Here is a 14,382-nt window from a genome sequence, read left to right as displayed (position 1 = left end):
TATTATTTATACAATATAACATCATGTAAAAATTTGTTTAAAATTTTCTGTTTTTATGCAAGAATGTTTGTACAATGGCATTTTGCTATAATAATTTAGTAGTTTAAAATAAAGGAAAACAAGAAATGGCAAGACAAACTCCATTAGAGAAAGTTAGAAACATTGGTATTGCCGCTCACATTGATGCGGGCAAAACCACTACTACAGAACGTATTCTCTTTTACACAGGTAAAACACATAAAATCGGTGAAGTTCACGACGGTGCTGCCGTAACCGACTTCATGGATCAAGAACGTGAACGTGGCATCACAATTCAATCTGCTGCTGTTACAGCTTATTGGAACGGTCACCAAGTCAATATCATCGACACCCCCGGGCACGTTGACTTTACAATCGAAGTTGAACGTTCTTTACGTGTATTAGATGGCGTTGTTGCTGTTTTCTGTGCAGTTGGTGGCGTTCAATCTCAATCTGAAACAGTTTGGAGACAAGCTAACAGATACGAAGTTCCTCGTATGGTATTCGTAAACAAAATGGATAGAACCGGTGCAAACTTCTTCCGTGTAGTTGACCAAATCAAAAACAGATTAGGTGCAAACGCAGTTCCTATCCAACTTCCTATCGGTGCTGAAGATAAATTCTCAGGCTTAATTGACCTTATGACTATGAAAGCTGAAATCTACACAAATGATTTGGGAACTGACATCAAAGAAGAAGAAGTACCTGCTGATATGCTTGAAGAAGCTAAAAAATACAGAGCAGAAATGATTGAAAAAATTTCTGAACTTGATGATGATTTAATGATGAAATTCTTAGAAGGTGAAGAACCTACTGTTGAAGAATTAAAAACTGCTTTGAGAAAAGCTGTTTGTGAAAACAAAATTGTACCTGTTACTTGCGGTACTGCTTTCAAAAACAAAGGTGTCCAACTATTGCTAAATGCGGTTATTGACTTTATGCCTTCTCCTGTTGATGTTAAAGCTATCGAAGGTGAACTTGAAGATGGTTCTAAAGTTGAAAGACATTCTTCTGATACAGAACCATTTGCAGCTCTTGCATTCAAAGTTATGACTGACCCTTACGTAGGTCGTTTAACATTTATGAGAGTTTACTCAGGTGTACTTACTGCTGGTTCTTACGTTCTAAACGCTACTAACGGCAAGAAAGAACGTATCTCAAGACTTGTTCAAATGTACGCTGACCAAAGAAATGAAATTACAGAAGTTCACGCAGGCGATATTTGTGCGGCTGTTGGTTTGAAAGACACCACAACCGGTGATACATTGAGTGATGAAAAATCACCAATCGTACTTGAAAGAATGACTTTCCCAGAACCTGTTATCGAAGTTGCTATTGAACCAAAAACAAAAGCTGACCAAGATAAAATGGGTATCGCTCTTCAAAAACTTGCAGAAGAAGATCCTTCTTTCAGAGTTAAATCTGATGCTGAAACAGGTCAAACTATCATCGCAGGTATGGGCGAACTTCACTTAGATATTATCGTTGACCGTTTGCTTAGAGAATTCAAAGTAGATGCTAACGTTGGTAAACCACAAGTTGCTTACCGTGAAACTATCAGAGGCAACGCTGACCAAGACTCTAAATTTGTCCGTCAATCAGGTGGTAAAGGTCAATACGGTCACGTTAAAATTCAAATCGCTCCAGCTGAAGAAAATGCAGGTTTCGTATTCGAGAACAAAATCGTCGGTGGTGCTATTCCTAAAGAATATATCGAACCGGCAAGAAAAGGTATGGAAGAAGCTCTTGAAGGTGGTATCCTAGCAGGATTCCCAATGATAGACGTTAAAGTTACCTTGTACGATGGTTCTTACCACGATGTCGACTCTTCTGAAATGGCGTTCAAAATCGCTGGTTCTATGGCTGTTAAAGACGGCGTTAAGAAAGCTAAACCTTGCATTCTTGAACCTATGATGAAAGTTGAAATCGAAGTTCCTGAAGAAAATACAGGTGATATTATCGGTGATATTTCTTCAAGACGTGGACGTGTTGAAGGTATGGAAATCATTGAAGGCACAGGAATTCAAAAAATCAAGGCTATCGTTCCTTTGGCTGAAATGTTTGGTTATGCAACAGACATCCGTTCAAAAACTCAAGGTAGAGGAACTTTCTCAATGGAATTCAAATGCTACGAACAAGTTCCATCAACTATCGAAACAGAAATCATTTCAAAATCAGGTGCTACTGCATAGTTTTGAAACTGAATTCAATAAATTCAAAGACGACACTTTTGGGTGTCGTCTTTTTTAGTATTATTTTTTATACTAAGGTTTAAAAGTTTTTATCGCATCAAAAAGTTCTGAGTAATCACCATTAAAAGACAAACGCATATCATCGATATAAAAATAGACGATATATCTAAAAAATTTGGCAAAAAAATCATTAAATTTTGTAATTAATTGGAATAGTTAAAAACTCATATTATAATTATAAAATGAGAATTATGGGAATAGACCCCGGAATGGCAATCGTGGGGTACTCAATAGTTGATATAGAAAATGACACAAATATTCTTGTCGCATCTGGTTCAATCCAAACTGACAAGGGGGATTCTGACTCAAAAAGACTCGCTGAAATCGGAGCAGATATGGCGACTTTAATCGAAAAATATCACCCTGATGTTGCAAGCGTCGAAAAGTTGTTCTTTTTCAAAAATCAAAAAACCATTATTCCTGTAGCTGAAGCCCGAGGCGTTATTCTTATGGAGCTTGAAAAATATGAAGTTCCGATGTACGAATATACTCCAATGGTCGTGAAACAAGTAATGACAGGATACGGGAGAGCCTCTAAAGAAGAAGTAGCCATAATGGTTGAAAAATCCATTGAGTATGAAACGTTACCAAAACTTGACGATACTTTGGATTCAATCGCAATAGCTTTATGCCACGCAAGAAGTTGTATTTCCATATAAAGGAGAAAATATGAATATAAATATTTTAAAAGAAATGAGTTTGCTCGGTGCTATATTTGGGCTTGCATTGGGAATAATCGCTATTTTGCCCTGGATTGGAACTTTATCATTTTTAGCTTTAATGTTCTTATCTGCAACAGCTGTCATTGTTTATCTTAAAAAACAGAACAAAATAGGATTATTAACCACTAGAGATGGTGCTATATATGGAGCAATAATCGGCTTCGTTTCTTGTATAGGATTTTGTTGCTCTATGATTCCGTTGGCTTCAATTATCGCTTTTATTAACCATTTGTGGTTCCACAAACTTGTTTGGTATTCAAGCATTGGGATTTGGTTTTTAAACGGTATCGGCGGTTTTTTAGTTTTAATAATGATGATTATTTTCGTAGGAATTTTAAGCGGATTGATGAATTCATTCGGAGGATTGGCTACAGTTTATTTCTACGACCAAATTTTAAATAGAGAAGACACAAACGAAACTTTTCACATAGATAATTAAAGATTAAGGATTAAAAATGACATTTGAATCAAAAATAAAAACAATTGAATGGATTGACGGCGTTTCAAGAATGATTGACCAAACCATTTTACCTAAAGAATTTAAACTTGTTGATATAAAAACAGTAGAAGAAATGTATGTTGCAATAAAAGATATGATTGTCAGAGGAGCTCCGGCAATAGGAATAGCAGGTGCTCACGGGGTGGCATTAGCTGCTCAAGAATTAGGCACATCGATTGAGTGCCCTTCTGTATTTATAGAAGAATTGCAAAAAAAAGCTGATTATTTAAAAAGCTCACGTCCGACAGCAGTAAATTTAGCTTGGGCGGTAGATAAACAAATGGCATTTGTAAAAGATTTATCCGAACGAGAAAACAACGTTAAGAATTTGATTAAAGCACTTGTCGAACATGGGATTAAACTTGAAAATGAAGACATTGAAATCAACAAAAAAATGGGTGACTATGGAGCACAATTGGTGCCTAAAGGTGCAACAATTTTGACCCATTGCAACGCAGGGGCCTTGGCAACAGTAGGTTACGGAACAGCTCTTGGCGTAATTCGTTCCGCCTACGCAAAAGATAAAACAATAAAAGTTTTCGCAGACGAAACTCGCCCACGTCAACAAGGAGCCAGACTTACCACATGGGAACTCACGATGGACGGCATTCCAACAACCTTAATCACTGACGGAATGTGCTCTTATTTTATGAGCAAAGGAATGATTAACATGGTTGTAGTCGGAGCAGACAGAATTGCCGCAAACGGCGATACTGCCAACAAAATAGGCACTTACACAGTTGCAATCGCTGCAAAATACCATAATGTGCCTTTTTACATTGCTGCTCCATTGTCAACAATTGATACAAACATAAAATCAGGAGCTGAAATACCAATTGAAGAACGCTCACATGAAGAGGTTACACATATTAATGGTGACTGGATTTGTGCAAAAGATGTCAACATTATAAACCCCGGATTTGATGTTACGCCTCATGAGCTTATCGCAGGTATAATCACTGAAGTCGGCGTTTTAAAGCCTGATTACAACAAATCAATTAAAGAAGCTTTTGAAAAAAATAAATAATGTCATTTTCATTATGCAAATTTATGAGATAATGGAACTTTTATGTCTGACCGCAAGCCTTAATAGCTTGTGGTTATATTAAATCATATCACGTCTTTATTCTATGATATTTTTCCCCTCAGGGGAATACATTTTTTCTCGTGCGGTTTTTATTTTTTCAATCAAGAATTTATAGTTATCATTATTGAGTTGGTTCAAAGATACGACCATTTTTTCACAGGCTTTTTGAATATTATTCCCGTTAAAATTCATCATATCTTGTGCCATTTGAGCATTCGACATAGCGAGCCTTGTAGTATCCCTAAATCCACTCGCAGCAAGTTTAAGTGCAAGTTCATTACCTTCTGCGGCTTTAAATATAGATTGAGCAACGAGCATTGGCATATGACTAATCAATGCAACTGCCTCGTCATGAGATTTTGCATCAGCTTCAATAATATTTGCCCCTGTAAGTTCAATTATTTTTCTCAATTCGGCAATATCATCTTGCGAAACATTTTTTTGTGGAGTGATAACCCATTTAGCACCCTCAAACAGACCATCAAAAGAATATTCAAAGCCGGAATGTTCAGTGCCTGCCATCGGATGAGTACCGATAAATTTATAAGGTCTTGTTTTTGCCATAACAAACTCTTTGACACTGGCAACATCACAGACGATAGCAGATTTAGGCAAAATATTTTCAAGCAAGTCTAATGTTTCCAAGGTTTTAGAAATGGGAGTGCAAACAAAAACGATATTACAATTTTTCAAAACTTCATAATCAGAAGAAACAATATCTGCATATTTTTTTGCTTTATCAAGAGATTCATTATTTCTTGTAACCACAGTCATTTCAATATTATATTTATACAAAGCTTTTAAGAGAGAGCCACCGATAAGCCCCAATGCTACAATACCAATTTTCATCGCAATTCCTTTATTATTGATTACAAGATACTACATGTTAACATTTATTCACAGATTTGCATAGTATCCAAATATATGTAATAATGACTATAAATTAATAGTCTAACCATTCCTTTCTTGACTTATGCGGCTTACGGTCGCATTTTATTTTGCTAATTTTTATTTTATCACTACGTTATGAGTATTAATAGGAAGATTGAATATAAATGTCGTGCCATCTTCTTTGCAGGAAGAAAAATCAATGTTTCCACCGTGCATCATAACAATCTTTTTGCACAATGCTAACCCTATCCCCGCACCCTCATAATTTTCTCTGGGCGAAGGAGAACATTGATAAAACAACTTAAATAGACTATTTTTGTGTTTTGCATCAATACAACGACCATGATTATTTATCTCAAATACAAAATTGTTTCCGTCTAAATATGTTATGACTTTTATAACTCCACCTATATCGGAGAACTTTGTTGAATTACTTAATAGATTATATATTACTTGCATAAACCGTTTTGAATCTGCATTTATCAAAATATCGATTAATTTAAGTTCCAATCTTAAACTTTTTTTGTCATTAGGCTTTCAAACTCGTCAACTATATCATTTATAATGGTTTTGGTATTAAATTTTTCAAAATTCAGATTAATATTCCCCGACTCTGCAATAGAGGCGTCTTGGATATCAATCATTAATCTAAGCAAATGCTTTGAACAATTATAAATGTTTTGAGCATATTTATCTATTTCAGATTGATTAAGCTGCGATGAATTTTGGAGCAATTCAGAAAATCCAATTATTGTATTCAACGGAGTTTTAAATTCATGAGAAAGCCCTGCAATAAACTCAACTTGGTTCTTATTTGCTTGCTTTAATTTTTCATATAATTTAGAATTTCGCAAAGACATTGAAATATTTTCAACAACCAACTGTAAAATATTTTTTTCTTCTTCATTAGCCCAATTGCCTTTTTTATATAAGAAAATAACGGCGGACAAGCTATTTTCCGTATAAATGGGTTCAACAACATAAGAAGAATTTAAACCGTTTTTTATAAATTCTCTCATATTTATTCTTTGAGATTCTAAATCAGAATTAATATAACATTTTATTTCTTTGTTCTTCTCAAAAACATAATCATCAATATATTGAACACATTCATTGGATATAGGAGCATTAACATATTTACGTTCTAAAATATGCTTATCTTCGTTAAGTCCATATATACTACACAACTCCGAGCCAACCAATTTTTCGAGTTGAGTACTTATTACATCAGTCAATTCCGAAATTTCAAGAGTAGAATTTATATTTTTAACTAAATAATTAATTTGTTTCCATTTTTCTTCATTTTGAAGAAATTTATTAATGTAACGTGCAAGTTGCTCTTGATTTTCTAAAATTGTGTTTTGTAAATTTTGGACTAACCTATCATTATTTTCGGATTTTTTGAAGAAGTTCATAACCTAAATCTTTACTCTTGCTTGAATTTTATCATATATTGGAACAATTATCCACTATATATTTTCCGCTTCGGGTAATATTTTTTATTATTTGTACTGGATTATAAGATTTATTTTTTGTATAATTGAATAAATACCGTAAAAAACTTTCTTGCAAACAAAAGTCAAAATAATAACAGAAGTCAGGAATAATCTATGCAAGGCAAATTATTTATCATCTCAGGTTCCTCCGGTGTCGGCAAAGGAACCTTAATCAAAAGATTTATGGACGCAAATCCAACAGTCAAATTCTCCGTATCTGCAACGACGAGAACCCCTCGCCCCGGCGAAACTAACGGAGTTAATTATTTTTATATTTCAGAAGATGATTTTAAAAAATCTATCAATAATAATGAATTTCTTGAATGGGCTGTCTTTAGCGAGCACTTCTATGGTACAAAACAATCAATAGTTGAAGATTCTTTGAAAAACGGCAACGATATTATTCTCGAAATCGACACACAAGGTGCTTTTCAAGTTAAAGAAAAAATCAAAGATGCCATTTCTATATTCATTTTGCCCCCATCTATTGAAATTCTCGAACAACGCTTAAGAGGAAGACACACAGAAGATGAAGCCTCTATTCAATTAAGACTTGATTTTGTCAGAAAAGAACTCAAAGCATCTGAAAAATTTGACTACAAAATAGTTAATGATAACCTTGAAGAAGCTTTATGCAGCTTGCAAGATATTTATAATAAAGAAAGAAATTCATAATGCTTACGGGAAAAAACATCCTCATCGGAATAACAGGTGCAATAGCCGCTTATAAAACAATCGAATTAATAAGACTGTTTAAAAAAGCGAACGCAAACGTGAAAGTTGTTGTCACAGAAAACGCCTATAAATTTGTAACTAAAACAACTCTTCAATCCTTGAGTCAAAACGAGGTCTTCTGTAACCAATATGACTTCGAAGACTTTAAACCCGAGCACATCTCCCTTGCGGAGGAAGCTGACGTATTTTTAATTTGCCCAGCCAGTGCAAATACCATCTCCAAAATCGCAAACGGGATTTGTGACAATCTTTTGACTTCAATATTTTGTGCATTTAAAAAAACAACCATTTTGGCCCCTTGTATGAATACTGGGATGTGGGAAAACACTTTCATCCAAGAAAATATAAAAAAACTGACAGCTAACGGCACAACGATAATAGAGCCCCAAACCGGCTTTCTTGCCTGCGGAACCGAAGGAAAAGGCAGACTTGCCGATATAGACACTATTTTTGAATCTGTTAAAAATATCTTAACAATAAAAAAAAAGCTCATAGGTAAAAAAATCATAATAACTGCAGGTGGCACAAAAGAAAATATTGACCCCGTAAGATACATCGGAAATTATAGTTCAGGCAAAATGGGGCTGGCTCTTGCAGACTCCGCATTTGAACAAGGTGCGGAAGTTACTCTGATAAGCACTTTCGACATAAATAAACCTTACAATGTTATCAAAGCTGAAAATGCTGACAAAATGCTTAAAGAAGTGTCTAATGCCATGAAAACAGCTGATTCCTTGATAATGGCTGCCGCCGTCTCTGATTATAAAGTCAAAGATGAAGCTCAAAACAAAATAAAAAAAGATAACAATGAAAAAATCATACTTGAATTGGTTCAAAATCCTGATATCCTTGCGAACTCGGCTAAAAATAAAACCCCAAATCAACTTGTCGTAGGATTTTGTGCCGAAAGTGAAAATTTGATTGAAAATGCAAAAACTAAAATTGACAAAAAACAATGTGATTTTATAATTGCAAACGATATATCTCAAAAAGATATAGGATTTTCTTCTGACGAAAACGAAGTTTATATAATTGATAAGAAAAAAAATATAACCCACATTGACAAAAACTCAAAAAAAATAATCGCTGAAAAAATTATCGAGGTAATATATGGCTAAAACAGGTGACATTATAAAATCTATTGAGGATTTTGCCCCTCTTGATACAGCACAAGAATGGGATAACAGCGGATGGCAAATTAATCTTAAAAATACTCTCACAAAACGTGTTATGCTGGCACTAACCCTTACTCCTGATGTCTTAAATCAAGCAATTATAAGCCATTGCGACCTCATAATAACTCATCACCCGATTATTTTTAATCCTCTGAAAAAGATTGTTGACCCATTGCTCACAAAAACTATTAAAAACAACATACAAGTATATTCCGCACATACAAATTTAGATATTGCAAAAGGCGGAATTACGGACTATTTAGCCACAAAATTAGGATTTAGAGCAACCAAAACCAACAATGATTTCATTAAAAAATTCGACCTTCCAAAAGAAGAAAAATTGGAAACAATAATTAAACTTATAAAATCAAACTTAAATCTTGAACATATAAAATTGATTAATCCATCGAAAAAGCAAACCATAAAATCAATCGCTTTGTGTAGCGGAGCCGGCGGAAGCTTTATTTCTGACCTAAATGATAGTAAAATAGATTTGTATATCACGGGTGACATAAAATACCACGAGGCTCTTAACGCTGATAACCTTGTAATTATTGACATTGGTCACTTCGAAAGCGAACGTATTGTAATTGACATTTTCAAAAAAATACTCAAAAATGTTGATATAGAAATATTTGAGGCAAATGAAAAAAATATTTGGCAAATTTTATAAATTATTTTTAACATCAATTTTTGTGTGCTTTTTTATTCAATGCACGGTTTTTGCTTACGAAACGGTTATTATTGATTTTCCTAATGACGGCTGGCATAAAGTTTTTTACAAACAACAAGGTAAAGAAACTATTGTTCAATACGTACCATCAGGTCAAACTCAACAGAATTTCAATGAAACGGTCATTTTTCACTCTTACAAATGGCGAAACAATCAAAAAGCAGGTGCCGATACAACCCTACAATACCACCTAAATCAAGCCCATTTGAAATACAAAGATATGCAATATAAAAAGCTTAAAGATGACCCCGCAGACTCCATCGCCACTTGGTGCAGTGCGAGTGCTTCTCAATGCGAAATCGTTCGTGCGGCACAAGGTTATGAAGGCATTATAACAATGCACTATATAAACAAAAATCCAATGTACTTCCACAATGTTTATCCTAACTGGTACAACATAATAAGGCTCGTCAGAATTTATTACAGCTATTACCGTTGGAACAACGTAATGGGCAAAGAACTTACAGTGGAGCTATAAGCCAAAATGCAAATTACAGGTGGATTTTTAAATTCAAGAAAAATAAAGACCGAAGAATATGAAAACATAAAACCGACTCTTTCTAAAACAAGGCAAGGTCTTTTCAACGCCTTGTCAGGACTTATAGAATTTGACCAATCAAGCTTTTTGGATATGTTTGCAGGCAGCGGCATCATGTCTTTTGAAGCAATTTCAAGAGGATTCTCTCCTGTTTATACCTTTGAAAAAGATAGAAAAACAGCATTATTAATAAAAGATAATTTTAAGTCGCTAAAACTTACCGATAATTTATTTTTTGGCGATTCCATCAAATTGTTAAAAAAAATAAACAAATCCTACGACGTTATATTTATCGATCCTCCTTATAATTCAGATTTATATCAAAAATCCTTAAAAACAATAAGCGAAAATGATTGCCTCAATCTTGACGGCATAATCATCCTTGAGCACCCGTCAACTAAAGCTATAGACCCTGATGGCTATACGCTAATAAAAGAAAAACAATACGCAGACAAGATGCTTTCTTTTTTAAAAAAATAAAAGACGTCACAAAAGTTCATACTAAAGTATAAAATAAAGCTTTTTATTCAAAAATCTACTAAAATAGTAGTATGTATATTGTAAAAGATTTGAATGATTTTGAACTAAATTCTAAACAACGTATCTTTGTTGATTTTATTAAAGATACGGTGGCGACATCGTGTTCATATGAAAAAATAAAAAATAGAGCTTATCAAAAAAAATATGCTTCAAGAAAGAATGATTTTGTTATCTATAATACGCAATCGGCATACCCGCAGATAAACCGAATTGAACCATTTGGAGAATAAAAAAGCCTCAAGAAGAACTTGAGGCTTTTTATTTTAATTGAAATTGATTATTAATCCATTGGAATAGTTAACTTTTGACCAATTGAAATAGCATTTGGATTAGCTAATCCATTTGCGTGTTTAATTTTTTCAACCTTTGACGGGTCATATTTACCATAGAATCTAATGATAATACTTTCCAAAGTATCACCGTTTTGAACCGTATATTGTTCACTTGAAGAAGCCACAGCAGTTTCTTCAGCTGGTTTATCAGGTGGAACAATAGCTAATTTAGAAGCTTTTTGTTTTTTAACAAGTCTTTTTTCAACTTTTGGAGTTGCAATAGAATCATTAGACAAATTGTCAGAATTGTCAGCACTGATACTAAGAGCTGCTGTCATGAGAAACATACATAAAGCACCTGCAATAAAGCCTGCTAAAAGATAAATACCCGGTGACTTTTCTTCTTTTTGATTTAACTTAAAACTTTGCCAAAGTATATCTAATTCTTTTTGTTTACTTGGTCTTTTATATATTCCCGGAGTACCGTCTTGAGCTTGTTTACGTTGAGCTGCTCTCAATTCCGCCAAAACATGCATTTTCTCGGGAGATAGTGTAGACCTATTTAGTGTTGAGTTTTTCATTTGACCTCTCTAACTGTTTCCTAACAACATGATATATATCTAATATCCCTAAAGTCAAGTTGTGTTAAGTTTTATATTACAATACTAAATATATAAAATATTGGAAGAAAATTATATTTATATAAAAGTCCATAAATATAATTTTTGCTAGTAAAAAAGAACCTTAAAGGTTCTTTTTTCGCAATATATATTCAGTAAAGGTTTATATTAAACTAAGCAGCAACGCCTTTAATTTCTGTGATTAAATATTTAGCAATCCATTCAAAGTCTTTGTTAACTTTAGCAGCTTTTTCCAAATAATTAACAGAAGATTCTCCGATTCTAATCAAAGTCATAGCGACAACGCCTCTAACAGTACCTTTAACGACTTGAAGTTCATTAATTAGTTGAGGAACTGCAGCTTCCCCGATGTTTACAAGAGCATTTTCTAATTCGTTTTTACTTTTATTATCTGCATTTTCTAATTTTGATAAAATTGTTATTACGTTATTATCTGTCATTTTTTCCTCTTTTACTTTATGCCTAAAGACTTAACCAGATAGTCTTCTCTTTTCACATTATTAGTATAAACTAAATTTTTCAAATTTCTGTTTTTTTTATAAAATCTTTATATCCTACCTCAAACCCTTTAAAATCAAGATTTTATATTTTGTCTATTCCCTATAATTCTAAAAATATAGTCCTTTTTTCTAAAGGGGCTAATATACATTGGGATATTTTAAAGGATAAAAAATAGGTATAAACTTATATATATTCTGGCGTAGAAACGAATACAGGCATCATTTCACGTCAAAGCAGAAAACAGTTTTTCTGAATTTTGCTATTTAAAGTGCCTTAGGGCTCTTTATAAGTCAAGACTCAAGGGGTGACGCAGTTTACCAAGAACAGCGTCACGCTTACTTAGGGAGGTAAGAGATGTTAGTTGAAAAATATACCAATGAATCCAATCAAAGAAAGCAGCTTGAATTCAAGAATATCTCAAAAGAACTCTTAGGTTGGCTAGAAGAAACCGCCATTGAAAATAACTGCCAAATTGAAAAAAAAGAATGGAAAAGCAAATATAACAGCTATGTAATTTACGATTACGAGCCGTTTTGTTCTGACGGTTTTGAGATAAATATAATAGTTTCTTCATACAATGTTAATTACTTAAATTTCGTTAAATTTTTATATGAAAACAAGCTTAACGTAATTGATTACCTCAATAATTGCATTAATAATTAAGGCTGAATAATGGAGAAAAAATGAATATTTTAAAGGAAACAGCTTATATTCTGGCAATCTTGGGAGCTCTAAACTGGGGACTGATAGCGGGCTTCAATTTCGACATGGTTATATTTATGTTCGGCAAAGGTACTCAAATGACGCAAGCTGTGTATTTTACTTTCGCAATAGGAGCAATAGTATCTGCCGTTATGACCGTCAGTTGTAACATAGGGAACAAACGTGCTTGCTAAAAAATACCAAATTTTGAATTTTCTCGGCAATATTGATACCGAAAAAAAAGTCAATAGAGATAGAATTCAAAAGCTTAATAACATTCCTATAAAATCAGGCGTTATCATTTATGTCATGCAGCGTGAATCTAGGTATAAAGACAATGACGCACTGCTTTTCGCTCAAGAGTTAGCTCTTGAGATTTCTGCACCGATATTAGTTATAAATTTTTCAGATATTAATGAGGGGATTTCATCAAGACAATTTGATTTTTGCAAAGAAGGACTTATTGATTTAAAAAACGGCTTAGATGCTTATAACATAGGTTTTTTTAATTTAGTATCGAATAAAAATGACTTGGTTGATATCGTTAAAAGACTTGACGCAGGAGCTGTAATCACGGATTTTTCACCGTTAATTGAAGCAAATAAAACCATCAATTATCTCTGTAAAAACCTTGATTACCCAATATTTGAAGTTGATGGACACAATGTGCTTCCTGCAAAAATAATTTCTGATAAACAAGAATATTCCGCAGCATCTTTTAGAGTAAAAGTAAATAGAAATATTACTCATTATTTGAATGAATATAAAAATTTGATTGTCCATCCTTTTGATTTCAAACCCGATATCGATTTCGATTTTTATAGCCAAAAATCACCCACCATCATAAAGACCCCGTCTATTAGCAAAATAAAAGGTGGAAGCCACAATGCTCAAGCGACCCTACAATATTTTATAGAGCAAAATCTATGTCAGTATGATGAATATAGAAATTTTCCACAGAAAGAGTCGACCTCTGGATTATCTCCATTTTTGCATTTTGGGCACATTGCTCCACGGCGAGTTGCTCTTGAAATAATCAAAGCAAATTCTTTGAAAATTAACAAAGAAGCTTTTTTAGAAGAATTGATTGTGCGTCAGGAATTGGCAGACAATTTCTGCTTATATGCAAATTCTTACAAAGATTTTTCTTCAATTCCAAACTGGGCTGCACTCTCACTAAATAAACATAAAGACGATTTTAGACCTTACATATACAAACAAAATGAATTTGAAGAAGCTAAAACACACGAAACTCTTTGGAATAACATACAAAAATCATTATTATCAGAGGGGAAAATTCATCCATATTTAAGAATGTATTGGGCAAAAAAAATTCTCGAATGGAGCAAAACTCCTCAAGATGCCCTTGAAACAGCGATATACCTGAATGACAAATATTCTCTCGACGGTAAAGACTCAAATGGTTATACTGGAATACTATGGTCTATTGGAGGTTTACACGACAGACCATGGCAAGAAAGAGATATTTTCGGAAAAATCAGATTCATGAGCGGCGAAAGATTGAAACAAAAACTTGCACTATAACCCATTCGGATTACCCACCGGTATAATTGAAAATG

General features: G+C 33.5%; 18 protein-coding genes. 13 read left to right on the top strand and 5 right to left on the bottom strand.

What is annotated here, in order from left to right; genetic code table 11:
* Positions 1-125: 125 nt before the first annotated feature.
* The 4 genes from fusA (at position 126) to mtnA (ending at position 4,518) form a co-directional block, all read left to right on the top strand.
* Entirely contained in the window at positions 126-2,210 is a 2,085-nt protein-coding gene (fusA, locus tag PHV37_04825) for an elongation factor G (GenBank protein ID MDD3237402.1), read from the top strand.
* 242 nt (positions 2,211-2,452) lie between these two features.
* Entirely contained in the window at positions 2,453-2,929 is a 477-nt protein-coding gene (gene ruvC, locus PHV37_04820; protein MDD3237401.1) for a crossover junction endodeoxyribonuclease RuvC, read from the top strand.
* A 10-nt stretch (positions 2,930-2,939) separates the two neighbouring features.
* A complete protein-coding gene (locus tag PHV37_04815; GenBank protein ID MDD3237400.1) occupies positions 2,940-3,431 on the top strand; it encodes a hypothetical protein in 492 nt (163 codons plus the stop codon).
* 16 nt (positions 3,432-3,447) lie between these two features.
* Positions 3,448-4,518 (top strand): S-methyl-5-thioribose-1-phosphate isomerase, encoded by a 1,071-nt coding sequence (mtnA, locus tag PHV37_04810; protein MDD3237399.1) that lies wholly within the window; start codon positions 3,448-3,450, stop codon positions 4,516-4,518.
* Between the two features lie 96 nt (positions 4,519-4,614).
* Here the strand turns inward: mtnA and PHV37_04805 are convergent, their stop codons facing one another.
* The 3 genes from PHV37_04805 to PHV37_04795 all read right to left on the bottom strand — a co-directional run bounded on the left by PHV37_04805 (position 4,615) and on the right by PHV37_04795 (position 6,884).
* Entirely contained in the window at positions 4,615-5,427 is an 813-nt protein-coding gene (locus PHV37_04805) for a prephenate dehydrogenase/arogenate dehydrogenase family protein (GenBank protein ID MDD3237398.1), read from the bottom strand.
* A gap of 159 nt (positions 5,428-5,586) precedes the next feature.
* A complete protein-coding gene (locus PHV37_04800; protein ID MDD3237397.1) occupies positions 5,587-5,979 on the bottom strand; it encodes an ATP-binding protein in 393 nt (130 codons plus the stop codon).
* A gap of 2 nt (positions 5,980-5,981) precedes the next feature.
* Positions 5,982-6,884 (bottom strand): GAF domain-containing sensor histidine kinase, encoded by a 903-nt coding sequence (locus PHV37_04795; GenBank protein MDD3237396.1) that lies wholly within the window; start codon positions 6,882-6,884, stop codon positions 5,982-5,984.
* 195 nt (positions 6,885-7,079) lie between these two features.
* Here PHV37_04795 and gmk point away from each other — a divergent pair, with 195 nt between their 5' ends.
* The 6 genes from gmk to PHV37_04765 all read left to right on the top strand — a co-directional run bounded on the left by gmk (position 7,080) and on the right by PHV37_04765 (position 10,916).
* The gene (gene gmk / locus PHV37_04790) at positions 7,080-7,640 is read left to right on the top strand and encodes a guanylate kinase (protein ID MDD3237395.1); all 561 of its coding nucleotides are present in this window, start codon (positions 7,080-7,082) and stop codon (positions 7,638-7,640) included.
* Positions 7,640-8,818, top strand: a complete 1,179-nt coding sequence (coaBC, locus tag PHV37_04785) for a bifunctional phosphopantothenoylcysteine decarboxylase/phosphopantothenate--cysteine ligase CoaBC (protein ID MDD3237394.1) — start codon at positions 7,640-7,642, stop codon at positions 8,816-8,818. The genes gmk and coaBC overlap by 1 nt, the downstream gene beginning before the upstream one ends.
* Positions 8,811-9,548, top strand: coding sequence for a Nif3-like dinuclear metal center hexameric protein (locus PHV37_04780; protein ID MDD3237393.1), 738 nt, complete (start codon positions 8,811-8,813; stop codon positions 9,546-9,548). Before coaBC ends, PHV37_04780 begins: the two co-directional genes overlap by 8 nt.
* Entirely contained in the window at positions 9,520-10,086 is a 567-nt protein-coding gene (locus PHV37_04775; protein MDD3237392.1) for a hypothetical protein, read from the top strand. The genes PHV37_04780 and PHV37_04775 overlap by 29 nt, the downstream gene beginning before the upstream one ends.
* Positions 10,087-10,092: 6 nt before the next feature.
* The gene (gene rsmD / locus PHV37_04770) at positions 10,093-10,626 is read left to right on the top strand and encodes a 16S rRNA (guanine(966)-N(2))-methyltransferase RsmD (protein MDD3237391.1); all 534 of its coding nucleotides are present in this window, start codon (positions 10,093-10,095) and stop codon (positions 10,624-10,626) included.
* A 71-nt stretch (positions 10,627-10,697) separates the two neighbouring features.
* Positions 10,698-10,916, top strand: coding sequence for a hypothetical protein (locus tag PHV37_04765; GenBank protein ID MDD3237390.1), 219 nt, complete (start codon positions 10,698-10,700; stop codon positions 10,914-10,916).
* Between the two features lie 50 nt (positions 10,917-10,966).
* Here PHV37_04765 and PHV37_04760 read toward each other — a convergent pair whose 3' ends face one another.
* Both PHV37_04760 and PHV37_04755 read right to left on the bottom strand, forming a co-directional pair.
* A complete protein-coding gene (locus tag PHV37_04760) occupies positions 10,967-11,539 on the bottom strand; it encodes a LysM domain-containing protein (protein MDD3237389.1) in 573 nt (190 codons plus the stop codon).
* A 212-nt stretch (positions 11,540-11,751) separates the two neighbouring features.
* Positions 11,752-12,039, bottom strand: coding sequence for a hypothetical protein (locus PHV37_04755; GenBank protein ID MDD3237388.1), 288 nt, complete (start codon positions 12,037-12,039; stop codon positions 11,752-11,754).
* 415 nt (positions 12,040-12,454) lie between these two features.
* Between PHV37_04755 and PHV37_04750 the strand changes: the two genes are divergently transcribed.
* The 3 genes from PHV37_04750 to PHV37_04740 are packed head-to-tail and all read left to right on the top strand — an operon-like array spanning position 12,455 to position 14,347.
* Positions 12,455-12,763 (top strand): hypothetical protein, encoded by a 309-nt coding sequence (locus PHV37_04750; protein MDD3237387.1) that lies wholly within the window; start codon positions 12,455-12,457, stop codon positions 12,761-12,763.
* A 20-nt stretch (positions 12,764-12,783) separates the two neighbouring features.
* Positions 12,784-12,996, top strand: a complete 213-nt coding sequence (locus PHV37_04745; protein ID MDD3237386.1) for a DUF378 domain-containing protein — start codon at positions 12,784-12,786, stop codon at positions 12,994-12,996.
* Entirely contained in the window at positions 12,986-14,347 is a 1,362-nt protein-coding gene (locus PHV37_04740; GenBank protein MDD3237385.1) for a deoxyribodipyrimidine photo-lyase, read from the top strand. The genes PHV37_04745 and PHV37_04740 overlap by 11 nt, the downstream gene beginning before the upstream one ends.
* Positions 14,348-14,382 lie beyond the last annotated feature (35 nt).

Source organism: Candidatus Gastranaerophilales bacterium (assembly GCA_028693235.1).
In the GTDB taxonomy this organism is placed as follows: domain Bacteria; phylum Cyanobacteriota; class Vampirovibrionia; order Gastranaerophilales; family Gastranaerophilaceae; genus JAQUVW01.
The sequence above is the reverse complement of the archived record's forward strand: the minus strand, read 5'-3'. Positions and strand labels throughout refer to the sequence as shown.

What these genes read in the sequence shown, in the direction of transcription:
- PHV37_04795 (MDD3237396.1), bottom strand. Translation starts at nt 6,884, where the DNA reads ATGAACTTCTTCAAAAAATCCGAAAATAATGATAGGTTAGTCCAAAAT.
- PHV37_04805 (MDD3237398.1), bottom strand. Translation starts at nt 5,427, where the DNA reads ATGAAAATTGGTATTGTAGCATTGGGGCTTATCGGTGGCTCTCTCTTA.
- PHV37_04775 (MDD3237392.1), top strand. Translation starts at nt 9,520, where the DNA reads ATGAAAAAAATATTTGGCAAATTTTATAAATTATTTTTAACATCAATT.
- PHV37_04780 (MDD3237393.1), top strand. Translation starts at nt 8,811, where the DNA reads ATGGCTAAAACAGGTGACATTATAAAATCTATTGAGGATTTTGCCCCT.
- coaBC (MDD3237394.1), top strand. Translation starts at nt 7,640, where the DNA reads ATGCTTACGGGAAAAAACATCCTCATCGGAATAACAGGTGCAATAGCC.
- mtnA (MDD3237399.1), top strand. Translation starts at nt 3,448, where the DNA reads ATGACATTTGAATCAAAAATAAAAACAATTGAATGGATTGACGGCGTT.
- PHV37_04745 (MDD3237386.1), top strand. Translation starts at nt 12,784, where the DNA reads ATGAATATTTTAAAGGAAACAGCTTATATTCTGGCAATCTTGGGAGCT.
- PHV37_04760 (MDD3237389.1), bottom strand. Translation starts at nt 11,539, where the DNA reads ATGAAAAACTCAACACTAAATAGGTCTACACTATCTCCCGAGAAAATG.
- gmk (MDD3237395.1), top strand. Translation starts at nt 7,080, where the DNA reads ATGCAAGGCAAATTATTTATCATCTCAGGTTCCTCCGGTGTCGGCAAA.
- fusA (MDD3237402.1), top strand. Translation starts at nt 126, where the DNA reads ATGGCAAGACAAACTCCATTAGAGAAAGTTAGAAACATTGGTATTGCC.
- rsmD (MDD3237391.1), top strand. Translation starts at nt 10,093, where the DNA reads ATGCAAATTACAGGTGGATTTTTAAATTCAAGAAAAATAAAGACCGAA.
- ruvC (MDD3237401.1), top strand. Translation starts at nt 2,453, where the DNA reads ATGAGAATTATGGGAATAGACCCCGGAATGGCAATCGTGGGGTACTCA.
- PHV37_04750 (MDD3237387.1), top strand. Translation starts at nt 12,455, where the DNA reads ATGTTAGTTGAAAAATATACCAATGAATCCAATCAAAGAAAGCAGCTT.
- PHV37_04765 (MDD3237390.1), top strand. Translation starts at nt 10,698, where the DNA reads ATGTATATTGTAAAAGATTTGAATGATTTTGAACTAAATTCTAAACAA.
- PHV37_04815 (MDD3237400.1), top strand. Translation starts at nt 2,940, where the DNA reads ATGAATATAAATATTTTAAAAGAAATGAGTTTGCTCGGTGCTATATTT.
- PHV37_04755 (MDD3237388.1), bottom strand. Translation starts at nt 12,039, where the DNA reads ATGACAGATAATAACGTAATAACAATTTTATCAAAATTAGAAAATGCA.